Origin of the sequence: Azospirillum oleiclasticum (assembly GCF_013423485.1) — a bacterium.
Lineage (GTDB): Bacteria > Pseudomonadota > Alphaproteobacteria > Azospirillales > Azospirillaceae > Azospirillum > Azospirillum oleiclasticum.
Window position 1 is genome coordinate 84729 of the sequence record NZ_JABFFR010000030.1, and the last position, 19666, is coordinate 104394.

Sequence of the window (19666 nt, forward strand, 5' to 3'; positions counted from 1 at the left end):
CTAGTTGCCGGCCAGGTCATGGGCCACCGGCAGGTAATAGTCCTTCCACGAGGCCGGCATGGTCTTCAGCGCACCGGTCATGTGCAGGTGGGCGGCGAACTTCATGGTGCCCTGCGGCTGTAGGCTCCATTCGGACATGCCGGGCTGGGCGAGCAGGGCCAGCAGATCCTCCGCCGGCGTCTTGTCGCTGGTCACCTCCTTGTAGATGGCGACCGCCTCCTTCGGGTTGTTCTCGATGAAGGCCTTGGCCTCGGCGGCGGCGTTGCGCACGGCCTGGATGATCTTGGGGTTGGCGTCGGCGAACTTGGTGGTGGTGAAGAACTGGCCCTGCGACAGTGGGCCGCCGATGATCTCGGCCGAGGTCGTCACCACATGGGCGCCCGGCACGTCCTTCAGCGCGTAATGCTGGAAGGGCGGGGCGCCGAAATGGTTCTTGATCTCGTGCCCGGCGTTGCGCATCGCGACCAGCGCGTCGGCGTGCCCCATCTGCACCGTCAGCGTGTCGAAATGGTTCCACTTGTCGGGGCCGAACATCTTGGCGGCCGCCATCTGGAGCAGGATCGCCTGGGTCGACACCTTGACCGTCGGCACCGCGATCTTGTCGCCGGGCTGGAAATCGGCCAGCGTCTTGATGCGGGGGTCGCGGCTGACCAGCAGGTTGGGCTGGGCGGAGCTGGCGACGATCCCCTTCACCGCGCCGCGGGTGCGGTCCCACATCAGCAACAGCGGCCCGGTGCCGGTGTTGATGATGTCGACGTTGCCGGAGATCAGCGCGTCCTGCTGCGCGCTGCTGCTGCTGAAGGACACCCAGCTCGTGGTGACGCCGGACAGCCCCAGCTTCTGCGCCTCCGATTCGATCAGCTTGCGCTTCTCGATCACATGGGTGGGCAGATAGAGGATCCCGAGCTGCCGGCTGAGCGAGATCTCGGTCTTCGTCTGCGCCGCCGCCGGGGCTGCCGACAGGGCGGCCAGAACGGCCGCACCGGCAAGGACGGACCTGCGATGGATCATAGGGTTTCCTCCTGTAGGACGGCGCCCGCGCGGGCGCTTGTTGTTCTTGGAGCGATCACCGGCGCGTCGGTACGCGGGCTGACGCACGGTCGGTTGCTTGGATTGTTCGGTTCGCGCACTAAAGCACTAATGCATTAGTGCGTCAAGCTGGTTCGATGGGTTACACTGCGGTCGGTCGGCTATCGGGTCGGCGGAAAGGACGGGGTATGGACGCGATGACGACCGGGCGGCGGGCCGGCAGCGGGCGCATCGGCGCGGTGCAGGTGTTCGACATCCTGCGCGAGGAGATCATTTCACTGCGGCTGGCGCCCGGCTCGACGCTGTCGCGGCTGGAGTTGCAGGACCGCTTCGGCCTCAGTTCGACGCCGATCCGCGACGCCCTGATGCGTCTGGAGGAGGAGGGGCTGGTCCATGTCTTCCCGCAGCACGCCACGGTGGTCAGCCCCATCGACCTGGAGCACGCCCGCCGGGGCCAGTTCCTGCGCCGTTCGGTGGAGACGGAGGTGGTGCAGACGCTGGCGCAGCGGCCGGACGCCGCCGCGGTCGACCGTCTGCGCGGCCTGATCCGCCAGCAGCGCGCCTTCGCCGATGTCGGCGAGTATGAGGAGTTCACGCGGACGGACCGCGAGTTCCACCGCTCCATGTACGAGGCCGCCGGCGTCGGCGACCTCTGGCACCTCGTGCAGCGCCAGGGCGGCCATATTGATCGCCTGCGCCGCCTTCACCTGCCGGTGGCCGGCAAGACGGTGGAGATCCTGTCGGAGCACAGCGCCATCGTCGACGCCATCGAGGCCGGCGACCCGGCGGCGGCGGCCCGCGAACTCCGCGCGCACCTCTCCCGCTCGCTGGAGTTCATCGGCCGGCTGCGGGAAACGCACCCGGAGTATTTCGGAGGGTAGCCGGCTCCGTCCTGCGGAACCGGCGCCCATGGAAGCCTCAGCCGCGATCCAGCGGCCGTTCGCCGATGCGGCGACCCGCGGCGTCCTCGATGACGAGGCTGGTCCAGCGCGGCGCCCGGCCGCCACTGCGCGCGACCGTCAGGGCGGCGGGATCGTCGCCGGTGATGGTCAGGACGCACCCGTTATCGTCGCGGCAGACGCTCACCCCGTCGTCGTCGAACAGGGTCAGCGTGGCGAAACCATCCGGGCCGGGGAAGACGCGCACGGTCAACGGCCCCTCGCCCCAGGACGGGGACGGCCCCAGCGGCAGCAGCGTGCCAGCGCGCACGAAGGCGGGGGCCACGCCCAAAGGTGCGGCCACAGTGACACGCACACCCCCCTCGTACCGCTTCCCGTCGCGCAGATCGTACCAGCCGCCGGGCACCGCGGGCAGCCACAGCGCACGCTCCTCCACACCCGGATCGAGCACCGGGGCGACCAGGATCCGGTCGCCGACCATCACGCTGTCCTCCTCGCCGTACGCCTCCGGCTGGTCGGGGAAGTCGAAGAACAGCGGGCGCAGCACCGGCGTGTGCTCGCGGTGGGCGCGCCACAGCAGCGTGTAGAACAGCGGCACCAGCCGTTCCCGGAGCTGGAAGGCGGCCCGCACCTGCGGCAGGATCTCGGGGAAGGTCCAGGGCTCGGTGACGCTGCCGTCGTCGTTCCAGGAATGGATGGTGAAGCGCGGCCACCACACCGCCTGCTCGATCCAACGCAGCAGCAGCTCCGGCTCCGGCCGCGGGCCGGCGAAGCCACCGACGTCGTGGCCGAAGTCGAACAGGCCGGTCAGGCTGAAGCCGTGCCCCATGCGCAGGTTCCAGCGCAGCGTCTTCCAGTCCGTCCGGTTGTCGCCCGACCAGGTCTGCACATAGCGTTGCAGCCCAGGCCCCCCGGAGCGCGAGATCAGGTAGGGCCGCCGCTCCGGCGCGTGCGCGATCTGGGCCAGATAAGACGCGCGGATCATCAGGTGCGTCTGCACTGGCCGCAGCGTCGCCATGGTGCCGCCGCGCCCCGCCACGTCGCAAGGCGCCGCGTCGTCCCAGATCTCGTACTCGTTGTTGTCGTTCCAGGTGGAGCCGATGCCCCGCTCCAGCAACTCGCGCGTCACGTTCTCGCTCCACCAGCGGCTGGTTGCCGGGTTGGTGAAGTCGAGATAGGCGCCATCCCCACCCCAGAACTGGGTGACATGCGGACGCGTCGGATCGTCGCCGTCGCGCACGAAGCCGCCGAAGGCCAGCACCTCGCCGAATTTCGGGTGGTCGTCCAGCAGCGCCGGCTTGATGTTGGCGACGAGCTGCACGCCGGCATCGACGAAGCGCTTTGCCACCGCGTCCGGATCGGGGAACTTGTCACGGTTCCAGTGGAAGACGTAGCGCTTGTCGCCGATCATCGTGTAGCCCGACGACATCTGGAAGGACCCGCAGGGCAGGACGTGCCGCTCCAGCTCGTCCAGGAAGCCCAGCAGCCGGCGGTCGGCGTCCGGCGCGTCGGTGTACTGCATGGTGGAGCCGGAGTAGCTGAGCGCCCAGCGCGGCCGGAAGGAGGTGCGGCCGGTCAGCGCCGTGAAGCCCGCCACCACCTCGGCGACGCTCGGCCCGAACACCACGTAGTAGTCGAGGTCGCCGTCGGTCGCCTCGAAACGGATGAAATCGCCGTGGTAGGCGTCGATGGTCTGGCCCAGGTCCCAGACCCCGCGCGACAAATTGTCGTGGAACAGCCCGACCGCCGAGCCACCACGATCGGGGCGAACCGACAGGCAGAAGGGGATGTGCTTGTAGAGCGGGTCGCTGGTCTCCGCGTCGTAGCCCAGCGCGTCGGTGGTTCCCATGGCGAGGCGCCGGCCGCGCTTGTCCGTGCCGCCGCTCTTGTCGCCGAAGCCGTGGTAGCGCTCGCCCGCGTGCGCCACGAGGTGGTGGGCGAAGCGCGGCGAGCGGCCGTCGAACAGGTAGGGCTGGGTCGGCCGGTCGGCCAGCACCGTGCGCCAGCCGTCGCCGTCCCGCTCCTCCCACGTCAGGGCCAGCGGCGCGCGGCGGACGGTGACCCGCCAGCGCTCCGTGGTGACGGTCACGGCGGCCTCGTCCTCCGCCACCGCGGCGTCGACGGGGGCGAAGCCGGTCAGGTCGCGGCGGTCGCGGCCATCGATGGGGTCGGCCAACGCCGGATCGCTCTGGCCCGACAGCTCGGGCGACAGCGACCAGGTGCGCGGCGAGCGCAGACCCTCGGGCCGTTCGATGAGGACGCGCGCCAGCGCCGGCCCCAGCGGAAACAGGGTCAGGCGGTAGCCGTGGTCGAGGGCGAGGACGATCCCCTCGGGCCCGTCGGTGAGGAGACGGGCCCCGGTCAGCGGACGCATGGCGCGTGCACTCCTGAAGTGTTGGAAGCTATTGGATCAGGCCGAACAGCCGCGGCAGCCACAGCGACAGGCCCGGCACATAGGTGACGACCAGCAGCGCCGCCGTGCTCCACGCGAAGAGCGGGATCAGCGGGCGCGTGACCTGCTCGATGGACACCCGCGCGATGGCGCAGCCGATGAAGAGCGCGCTGCCGGTCGGCGGCGAGACGATGCCGAGGCACAGGTTGAACACCAGGATCACCCCGAAATGCACGGGGTCGACGCCCAGCTCCACCAGCACCGGCAGGAAGATCGGGGTGAAGATCAGGATGCCCGGCGTGATGTCGAGGAAGGTCCCCATCAGCAGCAGCACGATGTTGACCAGCAGCAGCGCCACCACCGCGTTGTCCGACACCGACTGCACCCAGTCGCCGATGATCTGCGGGATCTCCGCCAGCGACATCACATAGGCCATCGCCATGGAGGTGCCGACCATCAGCGCCACCACGGCCGTCGCCTCGATGGTGTCGAGCAGAATCTGGTGCAGGTCGCGCACGCTGAGCTCGCGGTAGACCAGCGCCAGCACCAGCGCGTAGACCACGGCGATGGCCGAGCCCTCGGTCGCGGTGAAGACGCCGCCGACGATGCCGCCGATCACCACCACGATCAGCCCCAGGCTGGGCACCGCGGACACCACGGCGCGCGCGGAATCCGACAGGGACAGCGGCGGCAGGCGGCTGTAGCCGCGCTTCCTCGCCATCAGCATCGCCGGGATCATCACCGCGATCCCCAGCAGGATGCCGGGCAGGTAGCCGGCCAGGAACAGGGCGGCGATGGAGGTGCCGCCCGACACCAGCGAATAGACGATGAAGGCGCCGGACGGCGGGATCAGCAGCCCGGTGATGCAGGAGGAGATGTTGACCGCCGCGCTGTAGCTGCGGTCGTAGCCGGCCTTGTCCATGGAGGGCTGCATGGTGCCGCCGATGGCCGAGGCTGCCGCCACGGCGGAGCCCGACACGCAGCCGAACATCATGTTGGCGAGCACCGTGATCTGCGCCAGCGGCCCCGGCAACCAGCCGACGAACACCTTGGCGCAGTCGATCAGCCGCCGCGCGATGCCGCCGCGGTTCATGATCGAGCCGGCCATGAAGAAGAAGGGAATGGCGAGCAGCGCGAAGCTGTCCAACCCCGTCGCGATGCGCTGCGCCGTCACCGACAGGGCCGGCAGCGGCGGCATGATGGTCAGCAGCGTCGCGATGGAGGCGAGCCCGGTGGCGTAGGAAATGGGAACGCCGAACGCCAGCAGGCCGCAGAAGGCGACGCTCAGGATCAGGGCGGGGGAGGAGAGGAGATCCACGGGATCGGCTCCGCGGCGGAAGGGAAAGGGGGAACGGCGGTGCGTGCCGGGCGTCAGTCGAGCGAGACGGTGCCGCGCTCCGGCTGGCCGCGCAGCGCCTCCAGCGTGGCGATCACGGCGTAGACCAGCGTCAGCACCCCGGACACCGGGATCACCGAATAGACCGTCCACATCGGGACCTGGAGGGCGGGGGTGACCTGCCCAAGGGTGAGCGCCTTGTTGACCAGCAGCCAGCCGCCCATCCCCAGCACCGCCACCGCGAAGGCGACGACCAGCAGGGCGATGGCGATCTCCACCCCGCCGCGCGGCCGGGCCGGCAGCATGTCCACCAGCCCGCTGATGGCGATGTGCCCGCGTTTGCCCAGCACATAGGTCGCCCCCAGGAGGCTGACCCAGATGAAGGTGAAGCGGGCGATCTCGTCGGTGGCGGAGGTGGAGACGCCGAGCGCGTAGCGGGCGACCACCTGCCACACCACGCAGCCCAGCATGACCAGCGTCAGCGGCATGGTGACGGCGAGCACGAGCGTGTCGAGCGCGCGATGGATGGTCGCCAGCATGACGCGCCCCTCCTTACTTCACGGACTGGATGCGGTCGGCCAGCGCCGCCACCGCCGGGGTCGCCTTCAGGTCGTCGTACATCGGCTGCACGGCCTGGCGGTAGGCGGCCTTGTCGGCGTCCACGAAGGTGACGCCCAGCTTCACCGCCTCGCCCTCGGCCTTGTCCAGCTCAGCCTTCCAGCGGGTGTTGTGGCCCTTGCCGCTGTCCTTGGCGGCCTGACGGATCAGCGCCTGCTGTTCGGGCTTCAGCCGGTCCAGTGTGGATGTCGCGATCAGCAGCACGTCGGGCACGCGGGTGTGCTCGTTGCGGGTGTAGAACTTCATCACCTCGCCGTGGCGGGCGAGCGTCAGGGCGGTGACGTTGTTCTCCGCCCCGTCGATCACGCCGGACTGCAGCGCCGTGTACACCTCGCCCCAGGCGAGCGGGGTGGCGGTGGCACCCAGCAGGTTGACCATGCGGGTCGCCACCGGGCCGGGCTGCACGCGGATCTTCATGCCCTTCAGGTCGGCGGGGGTGGGCACCGGCTTCCGGGTGTAGAAGCTGCGCGTGCCATTGTCGTAATAGGCGAGGCCGACAAAGGCCTTGGGGCGGCTGGATTGCAGGACCGCCTCGCCGACCTCGCCGTCGACCACCTTGAAGAAGTGATCGGCGTCGCGGAACAGGAAGGGCAGGTCGTAGACGCCGTAGCTGGCCTCGAAGGCGCCGAGCGGCGAGGCGTTGGCGTGCACGAGGTCGATGGCGCCGTTCTGCATCTGCTCGATCAGTTCCCGCTGCTGGCCGAGCTGGCCGGCGGGGAACACCTTCACCTCGATGTCGCCGTTGCTGCGCTCGCGCACCAGCTTGGCGAACTCCTCCATGGACACGTCGACCGGGTGGCCCTTGGCCAGCCCGTGGCCCAGGCGCAGCGTGGTCTTGGCAGCGGCCGGGCCGGCGAGCGCCACGCCGAGAGCTACGGTGGCGGCGGCGATGGCGTGACGGCGGTTCAACGCGAACATCAGGGTTCCTCCGGTTCTTGTGGTTGGGTGGATCGGGTTTCGGCGGCGGCCAGGGCGCTGTAATGGTCGGCCAGCACGGCGAAGGCGCGCTTGCGGGTGGTCTTGTCCTCGGCGATCAGGCCCTTGCGGTTCCAGCCCCGCTGGAAGGCGGTCTGCCGCCGCTCGGTGCGGAAATCATAGAGGATCCAGGGCGTCAGCCCGCGCACATAGGGGGCGGTGGCGAGGATGGCGAGCTGCTCGCGGTAGACCGCCTCCTGGCAGTCCTCGGTGAACAGCTCCCGCGCGCCGCCGCGCAGGCCCGCCACCGCGTCGGCCCCGAACTCGCTGATGATCACCGGCTTGCCCGGCGCCGAATTGGCGAGCAGCCGGCGCAGCCCGTCGAAGGACGGCTCGTACCAGCCGAAATACTCGTTCAGCCCGATGACGTCGAGGCTGTCGGCCAGCCGGTCGGCGATGGCGAAGCGTTGGCGGTCGATCAGGCAGGCGGCTGTCACCAGCCGCGTCGGGTCCAGCGCGCGCGCCAGCCCGGCGAGCCGCCCCATGAAGGATAGCCGCGCGTCGGTGTCGGCGTTCTCGTTGCCCACACCCCAGAGGATCACGCTGGCGCGGTTGCGGTCGCGGGTGATCAGCTCGGCAAGCTGGTTGGCGGCATCGTCGTAGCTGTCGGGGCCGGTGAAGTCGATGGCCCAATAGACCGGGATCTCCGCCCACAGCATCAGCCCGACCTCGTCGGCGATCGCCGCGGCCCGCGCATCATGCGGGTAGTGGGCGAGGCGCAGGAAGTTGCAGCCCAGCTCCTTGGCGTCGGCGTAGCGGCGGCGGATGTCCGCCTCGCCGCTGGTCTTGCCGCTGTGCAGGTCATCCTCGTGCACCGAGACGCCGCGCAGGACGACATCGCGGCCGTTGAGCAGGATGCGCTCCCCCTCCACCCGGATCTCGCGGAAGCCGATGCGGTCGGCGACCGTGTCGGCGCCGAAGCCCAGGGTCACGTCGTAGAGCCGCGGCGCGTCGGGCGACCACAGCTCCGGGGCCAGCTCCAGCTCGATCCGCCCGCGCCCGCCGGTCACCGGGATGGGGTGCGGCGGCAGCAGCCCGTCGATGGCGACCGTCGCCTCCCCGTAGACCGGCGCCGACAGGGCGATGTCCACGAACACGCGGCCGAAGCCGCTGCCCGGCACCAGCCCGACGCCGAAATCGCGGATGAAGACCGGCGGCAGCCGAAGCAGCGACACCGACCGGTAGAGGCCGCCGTAATTGAACCAGTCCGTGTGGTGCATCGGCACGCGCTCGGCGCGCCGGGCGTTGTCGACCTGGATCTGCAGGCGGTTGGTGCCGTCGCGCAGATGCTCGGTCAGCTCCAGGCAGAAGGGCGTCGACGCGCCACGGTGCGCGCCGATGAAGGCCCCGTTGAGGAACACCCTCGCCTCGTAGGCGGCGGCCCCCACATGCAGCATCACCCGCTCGCCCACCGGTCCCGGCCGGTGTTCGAACAGCCGCGTGTACCAGGCCCCACCCTCGTAATGCCGCCATTCCGGCTTCTGCGTGTTCCAGCAGGAGGGGACCGGCACGGTCTGCCACGCGCCGTCGTCGTAGTCGCGCGGGGCGATCCAGGATGCGGCCGGCAGCGGCTCGTCGGCGTACCAGGCCTGCCGCAGCCCCTCGTCGTGGGGGTCGATGCAGAAGCGCCAGTCGCCGTCCAGCGACACCAGTGTACGCCCGGCGGTCGTCACCAGCCCGTCCGCGCCGACACGGCCCAGCGCGAAGGGACGGGCGTACGCCTCGTCGTGCAGATGCTCGTACGGGTCCACGACCCCGCTGTGATCGCCGTCCGCGGCCGGCATGGCCGTCCCCCTCCCGATGGGAAAATCGCATGATCCGGCCGTTCCGGCCCTGGATCGTCGCTGTTTCTGCCAAGGGAAATCGATTACCCTCTTGCGCGACCATAGATCCGGCTGCGACGCCGTGCAACGATTTTCCGAACCGAGGATCCGATGCGCCAACCACCCGATCGCCGCCAACCCGCCGCCAGACCGGGTGTTGATCGCCGGAACGGCGCGTCGCTCGCCATGGTGGCGGCGCGGGCGGGTGTGTCGGTCGCCACCGCGTCCCGCGTCATCAACGGCGTCGCCAACAAGGCGTCGGCGGAGACGGCGGAGCGGGTGCGCGCCGCGGTGGCGGATCTGGGCTACCGCCCCGGAAGTGTCGGCCGGGCGCTGCGCCGGCAGGAAAGCCGGATCGTGGGCGTGCTCGCCGCCAACCTCGCCAACCCGTCGATGGCGGCCATAGCCTCCTCCATCGAATGGTCGCTGCGCGGGGAGGGGCTGGTGATGTCGCTGTGCGACACGCACGAGCGCGCCGACGTGCAGGACGAGTACATCCGCGAGATGCGCGCCCAGCTCGTCCGCGCCATGATCTTCGTGGGCGCGGTGGACAGCCCGGCGCTGGACGAGGTGCGGGCGGATGGCGACACGCTGGTCTTCGTCAACCGCCCGGACCCCGGCGACCCCACATCCCCCTATGTCGGCATCGACAATGTGGCGGCAGGGGCGGAAATCGCGGAACGCATCCTGGAGCGCGGCGTGCGGCGGATCGGCGTGCTGCACGCCTCATTGGACCGCACGGCGGGACACTGGCGGCTGCTCGGCCTGTTCGACCGCCTCCAGGCGGCGGGGATCGACACCGCATCCCTGCCGCGGGCGAGCGGCCCCGGCCTCGACCACATCGTCATCGGCTACCAGGGCATGGCCCGCCTGCTGGAACTTCCGGTTCCGCCGCGCGTCGTGGTCTGCCTCAGCGATCTCCTGGCCTACGGCGCCTACCGCCGGGCGCGGGAGGCGGGGCTGGAGGTGCCGGGCGAGGTCGCCTTCTTCGGTTTCGACGACAACCCGATCAACCCCTGGATCGCCGACTGGTTGAACAGCGTCCGCGTGCCCTCCGACCATTACGGCCCGGCGATCGTGGCGTTGTTGCAACAGCTCTGGCGCGGCGAACGCCCGCCGCCCCTGTATCTGACGCACCAGCTCACGATGCGCAGTCCTCGCCTGCCGGGGTAATAGGGCGGCCATCCGGCGTCAGCGTTCGACGATGCGCCGCCCCGTCGGCCGCACCGTGGCGCAGGTGGGCGTGCCGTCCTTGCCGGTGCCGTTCACCGTCGTTTCGATGACCCCGCCGTTCGTGGCCGCAAGATCCAGCAGGTCGGGCGCGATGTCGTGGATATCGATCTTCATCCGGCGGGACCAGGGCGAGGATGGGTCGCCCGCCAGTTGACCAATCCGGATGTAGACGAACCTCCGCTCGGGGCCCTCCCGGCGCACCTGATCGCCGGAGAATTTGGGCCCCGGTCCCACGCGGATCTGGAAATCGAACGGCAGCGCCTCGCCCTCGCGCGACGATTTCGGATCGAGCGGAGAATCATCCTTTGCCTGAAGGCTGTGGAGCACGCCGACGACCGGCTGCTCGATGACGATCCGCAGGTTGATGATGCTTTGATCGGTCCGTGCCATGCGGATTCACCGCTCCATCGCCCGTGCCGGGAGGAGGTGTCAGCGTACCACCCGGTGTCGGGGACGCAAATCGCGATGCGGCCGGATGCGATTGCCGGCGGCACCCACCCCACCCTTTGGAAGGGGACGGCACCGGTCCGGTTCCGGCATTCTGGGATTGGTGGCCGGACGGACAATGGGGAGAACAAGCATGACCATGGCGAGACGCTGGTACTACAACCGCTTCACCAGCGGCGCGCTGGAGGACGACACGCTGGTGCTGCGCGAGGAGCCGCTGCGCGATCCGGGGCCGGGCGAGATGGAACTCCGTTCCATCCATCTGTCGCTGGACGCCACCAACCGCGTCTGGCTCAGCGACTGGGACATCTACATGGAGCCGGTGCGGGTGGGCGACCCGATGCGCGGCTTCCTGATGGCGGAGGTGGTGCGCTCCGACAACCCGGCCTTCCCCGTCGGCGCGCTGGTCACCGGCATGCACACATGGTCGGACCGTTTCATCACCGACGGCACGGGCTTCGTGCCCTTCCCGCGCTTTCCCGGCATCCCGCTGGACGAGGCGTTCGGCGTGCTGATGATCGCCGGGCCGACGGCGCTCTACGGCCTGATGGACGTCGGCCGGCCGAAGCCGGGCGAGACGGTGGTGGTCTCCGCCGCGGCGGGGGCGGTGGGCGCGGTGGTCGGGCAGATCGCCAAGATCCACGGCTGCCGCGCCGTCGGCATCGCCGGGTCCGCCGACAAATGCCGTTGGCTGGTCGAGGATCTCGGGTTCGACGCCGCCGTCGATTACCGCGACGGCGACCTCGTGGAAGGCCTGCGCGCGGCCTGCCCCGATGGCATCGACGTGCTGTTCGAGAATGTCGGCGGCGCCTGCCTGGACGCCGGGCTGACACTGATGAACGACTTCGGCCGGGTCGTCGTCTGCGGCCTGATCTCCACCTACAACCGCACGGCGGAGGTGGTGCCCGGCCCCACCATGTTCCGCAACGTGATCATGCGGCGGCTGCGGGTGGAGGGGTTCGTCATCCTCGACCACCTCGACCGCTACCCCGAGTTCCAGGGCAAGCTCGCCGGCTGGATGCGGGAGGGGCGGATCAAGCACCGGCTGCATGTGGTGGACGGGCTGGAGAACGCCGCGTCCGCCCTGACGCTGCTCTACTCCGGCGGCAACACCGGCAAGCTGATGGTGCGCATCGGGGCGGAACCGGCCTGACAGGCCACCCGCTCATAATGTTAGTTTGCCACACTTATCATCGTGCGTGCACGGCGCTCGTCATACAGGCATACTCGGACACCAGGGAGGAAGCGGCGGCGGAACGACCGCCGCCGCTCGACAACACTCGGGAACAAGGGTGGCAGCAGTGCTCATGCGCGACGCCGAACGGACAGCCGCCGTCAACGTGGTGCAGCGGCGCGAGCCGATGAAGCGGCTGGTGCGCAACGCCCATGCGCGGCTGGTGGTGGTTCACGGCCCGGCCGGCTTCGGCAAGACCACGCTGCTGCGCCAGTACCGCGCGCTGCGGGAGGAGGCCGGCGGACGCGTGGTGTGGGTGGACATGGACAGCCACGCCGCCGACCCCGCCCACTTCGTCCGGCTGCTCGGGGAGGCGCTGGAGTCGGAACAGGGCACAGGACCAAATGGGCCGCCGGCCGCGTCGATCCCGGAAATCCTGCGCCGGGCGGCGCGGGACCTCCGCGATCTGACCATCGTCCTCGATGATTTCGAGACGGCGGCCTCGGCCGGGCTGGCATCGGCGCTGAACCAGCTTCTGCGGGCCTTGCCGGAGCGCGGCCAGCTCTGCGTCGGCACCCGCACGGTCCCCGCCATCAACCTGTCCCGCCTTCAGGTGCTGGATCAGGCGATCGTGCTGCGGGCCGACGAGCTGCGCTTCCGCCCGTCGGAAACGGCGGAGTTCTTCAAGCCCTTCCAGGCCCTGTCGCCGGAGGAGGTGGCGCGCATCCACGACAGCGCCGAGGGCTGGCCGGCGGCCCTCCAGTGCATCCGCCTCTGCCTGCGCGACGGCCGGCTGCGCCACGGGCTGGCGTCCCCGGCGGGGGAGGTGGCGCCGGAACTGATCACCTACCTCGCCGCCAACGTGTTCGACGGGCTGGCGGACGCGGTGCGCAACCGGTTGCTGCACGCCTGCCTGCCGGAGCGGATCAACCCCGACCTGCTGGTCCATCTGACCGGCGACGAGGCGGAGCGCGGGCGGCTGGAGGACATCGAGCGGCTGGGCCTGTTCCTCGCCCCGGACGGCAGCGGCGTCTGGTACCGGTTCCACAACGTGTTCCGCCGCTTCCTGCTGGCGCGCGTGGCGCGGGAGCTGCCGGCCGCGGCGCTGCGCGACCGTCACCGCCGGGTGGCGGTGTGGCTGGCCGCCAACGGCCAGGCCGACGACGCGGTGCTGCATTTCCTGGAAGCCGGCGACCCCGAGACCGCCGCCGCGACGCTGGCCGGCATCGTCGACCGCCTGGTGGCGGAGGAGCGGCTGGGCCTGATCGTGCGCTGCGTCGACCGCATCCCGGCGGAGGTGCTGCGTCGGCACGAGAACCTGCTGCACGCCGCCGGCATCGCCTACGCCTTCCGGCGGGAGTTCGCCAAGGCCGACGCCATCGTCGATCTGCTGCGCCGGGTGCTGGAGGAGCGGGGTGGCGGGCCGGTGGACTGGGGGTTCCACAATTTCGTGCGCGTGTTTGTGCTGGCCGCCCAGGACCGCATCGCCGAGATGGGCGAGGTGGCGGCCGCGATGATCGGCCAGCTCCGCCGCGAGCACGGGTTCAAATACGCCGTCGCCTTCAACGCGCGGGCCTTTGCGCTGGCGGCACGCGGCGACTTCGACGGCGCGCGCGACGCGCTGCGCACCGCGCGCCCGCTGCACGACGAGTCCGGCAACCTGTTCGGGCAGGCCTACCAGGAAGCCATTTCGGCCACCCTGCACAGCAGCCAGGGCCGGCTGGAGGAGGCGTTGGGCGGCTTGAAGACGGCGCTGCGGCGGGTCGAGGAGGATGGCGCGTCCTGCTGCACGGCGGGCGCCGTGATCGGCGCCTACCTGTCGGAGGCGCTGTACGAGCGCAACCGTCTGACCGAGGCCGAACGCCACCTCGACGACTTCGCCCGCAGCGTCGAGCAGGAAGCCATCGTCGATCCTTTGGCGGTGACCCTGCAAACGGTGGCGCGCATCGCGCTGGCGCACGGCGACGCCGACACCGCGGCGGCCACCATGGAGCGGGCCATCTATCTGGGCCACCGGCATGGGCTGCCGCGCCTCGTGCGCTACGCACGGGCCGAGCTGGCGCGTCAGGCGACGCTGGCGGGAGACTTCGCCGCCGCCCGGCTCCATCTCGACGCCATGCCCGAGGACGAGCAGCCCGGCATGACCTATTTCGCCAGCGAGGCGGAGGCGCAGGACATCACCGCCATCCGGCTGCAGATCGCCATGGGCCGTCACGGCGAGGCGCGCGCCGCCATCCAGGCCCAGGCGCGTCGCGCCCGCGCCGGCCGCCGCAACCGCCGTCTGCTGAAGCTGACCCTGCTGCTGGCGGTCTCGCTGAACGCCGAGGGGCAGACCAGCGCCGCGCGCCGCGCGCTCATCACGGCGCTGGAGCTGGGCCAGCCCGGCACCTTCATCCGCAGCTTCCTGGACGAGGGGCCGGCGGCGATCCGCCTGCTGCGGGAGACCGCGGCGGCCCTGCCCAGGACCCCCGGCCATCTGCGGCGCGACCCGGTCGAGGGCTACCTGCACCGGCTGCTGGCCGAAGCCGGCGAGACTCCGCTGCCCGACCTGCCACTGCCCGAGGTGCTGCTGCCCGACGTGCTTATGGACAAGGGCTGGGCGGAGGAGGACGGGGCGGAGACCTCCCCCCAGCTCTTCGAGCGGCTGACCGAGCGGGAGCGCGACATCCTGCGTCTGGTCGCCAGCGGGCTGCCCAACAAGGCTTTGGCCGAGCGGCTGTCGCTATCGTCCAACACCGTCAAATGGCACATGCGCAACATCTTCGAGAAGCTGCACATCGCCAGCCGCATGCAGGCCGTCGTCGTCGCCCGCCATTTCGGGCTGATCGACTGAAGCGCCGGGACGGGGCCGCCACGGAGGGGGCGGCTCGCCCGGCCGCCCCCCGTAGCATCCCCCTCCGCGTCGGGATCACCCCCCGCCCCGCAGGACCGCCAGCTCCCGCTCCAGCGCGTCGATGCGCGTCTGCAAGGGGTTGGGCAGGCGTACGGGGGGCAACACCTGACCGGCGGGATGAGTGACGTCGGACCGGCCGGCGTGTACGCGCGTACGGTCGTCCCAGCAGCCGAAATACGGGATGTCGGGCGACGGGGCCGGCTTCACCCAGTCCTTGCGGAACTCGTCGAAGGGCCGGCTCGCCGCGATGCGCTCCCGCCGCGCCTCGTCGCGGGCGGCGGCGGTGGCGTCCTGGTCGATGCGCAGCGTCCCGGCCTCGGCGACCACGCGGTAGACGCGCCACGCCGCCTCAGCCGACAGCAGCCCCTCCTCCAGGTCGCGGACCACGGCCGCCGGGTCGCGGTCGAGCGGATCACCCATGCCGCCGCCGGTGCCCTGGGCGATCATGTACAGCTCGCCGCGCTTGGCCAGCGTGTAGGGCAGCGACATCGGGTGGGTGCTGTAGGTCGCCTCCGGGAACGGCCGCTCGTTCATCAGCTCCTCGATGGAGTAGCGGAACTGGCCGGGGTTGGTGCGCAGGATCTCGAACACGTCGATCCCGCTCACCCGTGCCAGCGGGTAGGTCGGGCAGCCGTAGCCGCCGAACAGGCCGGGCACGTTGGGGAATTTGCAGCCGATGGCGGTCAGCATGAAGCCGAACGCGGGGCTGTCGCGCATCGCCAGCACCATCTGGTAGCCCATGCCGCCGCGCGTCCGCCCGAAGCCCTGGTTGTCGCGCATCAGCTTCTTGGAGACGAGCTGGATGAAGGGCATCTCCTCCTCGATGAACTCCTGCTCGCCGAGGTCGGCCATGGTGGCGAAGATCGGCGCGCAGGAATGCTGCCCGTCGCGGTCGGCCAGCGCCCCGCCGCCCATGCCGTTGATGTCGGCGCAGACGTTGCCGACCATCTCGCCATGCTGGGTGATGCCGCCGAACAGGAAGGTGTTGATCATGTTGAACCACGGCGCCACCACCCGGGTGTGCTTGTGCGGCACCGAGTGCAGGAACTTCATGGCGCTGACCTGCCCGACGCTCCAGGCGGTGAACACGCTCATCATCGACTGGGCGTTGGGCGTGCCGAAGGCGGGCTTGAGGATGGACGGTGTGTCGAAGATGAATTTCACCGGCTCCAGCACCCCCTGGTTCCGCGGCAGGTCCGGCCAGATGAAGGTCAGGAAGAGCTGCGCCAGCATCCCCTTGACGGTGATGTCCAGGCTGTTGTTCGAGCGGTTGGTGAATTCCGGGCTGGAACCGCGGTAGTCGAAGGTCAGGCTGTCGCCCTTCTTCACCAGCTCCAGGTTGATCTTGATCAGGCAGTTCTCGCGCAGCGTCCCGTCGGTCCACCAGGCGTGGCGCACCGTGCCGTCCGGCCATTCCAGGAAGCGGCGGCGCACCTCGGCGGCGGTGTCCTCCAGATTCATGCGGAGTGCGGCGACCACCGCCTCCACCCCGAACTCGGCGATGGCCTCGTGGATGCGGCGCTCGATGCGCCGGCACACGTACATCTTCACCTTCATGTCGGCGTATTGCAGCTTCGGCTCCCGCACCGAGTTCTGCAGGAAGGTGACGAGGTCGCGCTTCAGCTCGTAATTCTCGGCGACCTTGATCGGCGAGATCTTCAGCCCCTCGTCCCACACCTGCTCGGCGGTGGAGGGCATGCCGCCCGGCTCGATGGCGCCGTTCTCCCCCTCGTGCACGGTGGCCCCGGCCCAGGCGACGATGCGCCCCTCCCAGAAGACCGGCAGCATCAGCGACTGGTCGGTGTTGTGCGCCTGCCCGTAGCGGGCGTCATTGACCAGGAAGGCGTCGCCCTCCCGCACGCCCACCGAGGATTCCTCCGTCCAGTATTTGTTGATGAACTTGATCGGGTACTGGACGAGGTTGCAGAAGATGACCACGCCGCCGGTGCTCGCCAGCGACAGGTCGCCCGACGCGGTGTAGACCGCCGACACGCAGTCGCCCCATTTGGCGCCGGGTGCGGCACCCATCTGCTCCAGCATCTCGAAGCTCTCGTTGACCCCGGCGAGCAGGCGCTCGCGCAGGATCTCCAGCCGCCGCGGGTCGTTCTCGCGCGCGATGCTGGCCTCCTCATACGCCGTGCGCGGCTCCAGACCATGGTTGTTCATGATCTCCGGGTCGGGCGACAGGAACAGCGTGGTGTCCTTCAGGAACTTGTCGATCCCCGACGCCACGTCGGATGCGGCGCCGGCTGATGTGATGGTCTCGCTCATGGTGTTTCCTCCCGGTTCCGCTCACGCCACGCGTTCGAACAGGCCGCTGCCGTGGCGGCCGACGCTCAGTTGCCAGCCCGGCTCCACCAGGAAGGTGGTGGAGGGGGAGATGACGACGGCGGGCGCCGCGACCACGCTGCCGAAGGGCAGATCGTCCAGATCGTGGAAGGCGGTGTCGCGCGGCCCGTCGTCGCTAAGGAAATGGCAGGGGCGGATCAGCGGCGGCGGTGGTGCGGCCCGGCGGTCGGCCGCGCCCGGCAGCACGTCGCGGAAGTTCAGCGACGGCACGGTGGAGTAGCTGGCGACCCGCATGGTGTTGATGCGGATGCCGGCCTCCGGCGCCTGGCTGCCCTCGCCGTTGCGGCGACCGTAGTCGCGCGAGAAGGCCTCGATCAGCCCGAGCAGCTGGTCCGCCCCGGTCAGCCGCTCGATGCCGGCGACCACGGTGGTCTGCGCCAGCTGGTTGCCGTAGCGCATGTCCAGCTCCAGCCGGTGGAAGACGTTGTCGGCCGCCACCCCCTGCCGGGCCAGATCGTTGCGCCCGCGCGCCTCCAGCTCTGCCACGATGGCGTTGAAGCGGTCGTAGTCGTCGAAGAGCGCGCGGGTGTTGCTGTCGTAGAGGGTCAGGTACACCGACATCTCGTGGATGTGCATCTGCTGCATGTTGCCGGCGCCGATGGCGGAGAAGATGGCGCTGAAGGGCGGCACCAGCACCCGCTCCACCCCGATGACCTTGGCGATGCCGCAGGCGTGCAGCGGCCCGTTGCCGCCATAGGCGAGCAGGGTGAAATGGCGGGGCTCGTAGCCGCGGGCGCGCAGCTCCTGCGCGATGCCGTTGGCCATGTCGTTGTCGACCTTTTCGCGGATCGCCTTGGCCGCCTCCACCACATCGACGCCCAGCGGCTCGCCCACGGCGCGGCGGATGGCGGTTTCGGCGCGCCGGGCGTTCAGCTTGATGGCGCCGCCGGCGTAGCGGTCGGCCGGCAGATAGCCCAGCATCAGATCGGCGTCGGTCACCGTCGGCTCGCGGCCGCCGCGGTTGTAGCAGGCGGGACCGGGGTCGGAGCCGGCGCTCTCCGGCCCCACCACCACGGTGCGGCGCAGCCGGTCGTAGCGCGCGATCGAGCCGCCGCCCGAGCCCAGCGTCACCAGATGCACCATCGGGATGTTGACCATCCAGCGCTCGATCACGGGATTGAAGTCGTAGAACTTCACCCCGCCCTTGACGACCAGCCCGATGTCGAAGGAGGTGCCGCCCATGTCGGTGCAGACGACGTTGCCCAGATCCGTCTCCGCCGCCAGATGCTCGGACGCGTGGATGCCCGCCACCGGGCCGGAATGGATGGTCTGCAAGGCATCCGTGGAGTTGAGCTGCGCCATGCCGCCGGAATTGTGGATCACCAGCATCGGCTTGCGGTAGCCGTGGTCGCGCAGGTTCAGCTCAAGCGTCGCCAGCCCGTGGTACATGGTGTTGTGCAGGAAGGCGTCGACGATGGCCGAGGAGGTGCGCGCATACTCCCCTTTCCGCCCGCCGACGAGGTGGGAGAGGATGACGGGGGCCGAGCCCAGCATGTGCTCCGGAAACTCCTCCCGGATGATCTCGGCGACGCGCCGCTCGTGCTCGGGGTTGACCACGGCGTTGACCAGCGAGACGACGAAGGCCTGGGTGCCGCCGTCCACCAGATCGCGCACCATGGCGCGCACGTCGTCGGCGTCGAGCGGCATCAGGATGTCGCCACGCTCGCCGACCCGTTCGCGGATGCCGACGATGCGCTGGATCGGCACCAGCGGGGTGGGCCGCTCGGCCATCGGCAGGTCGCGGCGCTGCCGGTCGGGCAGCCCCTCGCCATAGCCGCGGCCGCGGCTCAGCGGCACCATGCTCTCGAAGCCGGCTGTCGTGATCAGCCCGACGCGCGGCCCCTTGCGCTCGATCAGCGCGTTGGTGCCGAGCGTGGTGGCGTAGCGCACGGAATCCACGCCCTCCATCACGTCCTCCAGCGACAGGCCGAGGCGGGCGTAGGCGTTGGCGAGCGAGGCGTTGAAGCCGAGCGCCAGGTTGTGGTGGGTGGTCAGCGCTTTGGCTTCCACATACTGTCCGTCCCAGACCAGCGAGCAGTCCGTGAAGGTTCCTCCGATATCGACGGAGACGCGGCGCATGCGGGCGGCCCTCAATGATGGTGGTGCGGCGGGGGGGTGAAGTCCGGCCCCAGCGATGGTTCCGTCTGCTCCTCGCGCGCGGCCCACTGGGCCTTCAGCGCGTCGATGTCGAGCTCGATGTCGTGCGCCGGCGGATGGCCGGGCGGCAGATACTCGACCTCCGCCAGATGGCCGCAATGCGGGCAGCAGTATTCCAGAAGCCGGCACCAGGCCGGGTCGGGGGCGAAGGTGAAGGCGTAGCGCGCCGGGTCGAGGATCGGGGCGTGCACCTCGGCCGGGTCGCGCTCGCGCACCAGCAGCCCGCGCTTGTAGCTGTCGCGCGCCGGCCCCAGCTCGTGGCCGCAGTGGGCGCATTCCCACGCCTCGCTCTCCAGGTCGATGGTGAGCGCGGTGGTGACGAAGACTTTCATGGTTGTTTC

Annotated in this window: 14 protein-coding genes; 4 read left to right on the forward strand and 10 right to left on the reverse strand. The window is 70.0% G+C overall.

Going from position 1 to position 19666, the window contains the following annotated elements; genetic code table 11:
* Positions 1–1011: an ABC transporter substrate-binding protein gene (locus HL658_RS26480; RefSeq protein WP_180284762.1), complete on the reverse strand. Its 1011-nt coding sequence runs from the start codon at positions 1009–1011 to the stop codon at positions 1–3.
* Positions 1012–1217: 206 nt separating this feature from the next.
* On the opposite strand from HL658_RS26480, the gene HL658_RS26485 reads away from it, so the two are divergent.
* Complete coding sequence (locus HL658_RS26485; RefSeq protein WP_180284763.1) at positions 1218–1910, forward strand: GntR family transcriptional regulator; 693 nt, start codon at positions 1218–1220, stop codon at positions 1908–1910.
* Between the two features lie 37 nt (positions 1911–1947).
* Here the strand turns inward: HL658_RS26485 and HL658_RS26490 are convergent, their stop codons facing one another.
* The 5 genes from HL658_RS26490 to HL658_RS26510 are packed head-to-tail and all read right to left on the reverse strand — an operon-like array spanning position 1948 to position 9033.
* A complete protein-coding gene (locus tag HL658_RS26490; RefSeq protein ID WP_180284764.1) occupies positions 1948–4302 on the reverse strand; it encodes a glycoside hydrolase family 31 protein in 2355 nt (784 codons plus the stop codon).
* A 28-nt stretch (positions 4303–4330) separates the two neighbouring features.
* On the reverse strand, positions 4331–5638 hold the full coding sequence (locus tag HL658_RS26495; RefSeq protein ID WP_343055349.1) for a TRAP transporter large permease: 1308 nt from the start codon (positions 5636–5638) through the stop codon (positions 4331–4333).
* Between the two features lie 53 nt (positions 5639–5691).
* A complete protein-coding gene (locus HL658_RS26500; RefSeq protein ID WP_180284765.1) occupies positions 5692–6195 on the reverse strand; it encodes a TRAP transporter small permease in 504 nt (167 codons plus the stop codon).
* A gap of 13 nt (positions 6196–6208) precedes the next feature.
* Complete coding sequence (locus tag HL658_RS26505) at positions 6209–7192, reverse strand: TRAP transporter substrate-binding protein (RefSeq protein WP_180284766.1); 984 nt, start codon at positions 7190–7192, stop codon at positions 6209–6211.
* On the reverse strand, positions 7192–9033 hold the full coding sequence (locus HL658_RS26510) for a glycoside hydrolase family 2 protein (RefSeq protein WP_180284767.1): 1842 nt from the start codon (positions 9031–9033) through the stop codon (positions 7192–7194). The genes HL658_RS26505 and HL658_RS26510 overlap by 1 nt, the downstream gene beginning before the upstream one ends.
* Positions 9034–9183: 150 nt before the next feature.
* On the opposite strand from HL658_RS26510, the gene HL658_RS26515 reads away from it, so the two are divergent.
* Positions 9184–10245: a LacI family DNA-binding transcriptional regulator gene (locus HL658_RS26515; RefSeq protein WP_180284768.1), complete on the forward strand. Its 1062-nt coding sequence runs from the start codon at positions 9184–9186 to the stop codon at positions 10243–10245.
* Positions 10246–10263: 18 nt separating this feature from the next.
* On the opposite strand, the gene HL658_RS26520 is transcribed toward HL658_RS26515, so the two are convergent.
* Entirely contained in the window at positions 10264–10695 is a 432-nt protein-coding gene (locus HL658_RS26520; RefSeq protein ID WP_180284769.1) for a DUF5990 family protein, read from the reverse strand.
* Positions 10696–10885: 190 nt separating this feature from the next.
* Here HL658_RS26520 and HL658_RS26525 point away from each other — a divergent pair, with 190 nt between their 5' ends.
* Positions 10886–11905, forward strand: coding sequence for an NADP-dependent oxidoreductase (locus HL658_RS26525; protein WP_180284770.1), 1020 nt, complete (start codon positions 10886–10888; stop codon positions 11903–11905).
* A 139-nt stretch (positions 11906–12044) separates the two neighbouring features.
* Positions 12045–14759 (forward strand): winged helix-turn-helix domain-containing protein, encoded by a 2715-nt coding sequence (locus HL658_RS26530; RefSeq protein ID WP_180284771.1) that lies wholly within the window; start codon positions 12045–12047, stop codon positions 14757–14759.
* 75 nt (positions 14760–14834) lie between these two features.
* Here HL658_RS26530 and HL658_RS26535 read toward each other — a convergent pair whose 3' ends face one another.
* The 3 genes from HL658_RS26535 to HL658_RS26545 are packed head-to-tail and all read right to left on the reverse strand — an operon-like array spanning position 14835 to position 19657.
* Positions 14835–17090 (reverse strand): hydantoinase B/oxoprolinase family protein, encoded by a 2256-nt coding sequence (locus tag HL658_RS26535; RefSeq protein WP_180284772.1) that lies wholly within the window; start codon positions 17088–17090, stop codon positions 14835–14837.
* 21 nt (positions 17091–17111) lie between these two features.
* Positions 17112–19247 (reverse strand): hydantoinase/oxoprolinase family protein, encoded by a 2136-nt coding sequence (locus HL658_RS26540; RefSeq protein ID WP_180284773.1) that lies wholly within the window; start codon positions 19245–19247, stop codon positions 17112–17114.
* Between the two features lie 11 nt (positions 19248–19258).
* Positions 19259–19657, reverse strand: a complete 399-nt coding sequence (locus HL658_RS26545) for an acetone carboxylase subunit gamma (protein WP_180284774.1) — start codon at positions 19655–19657, stop codon at positions 19259–19261.
* Positions 19658–19666: the final 9 nt, after the last annotated feature.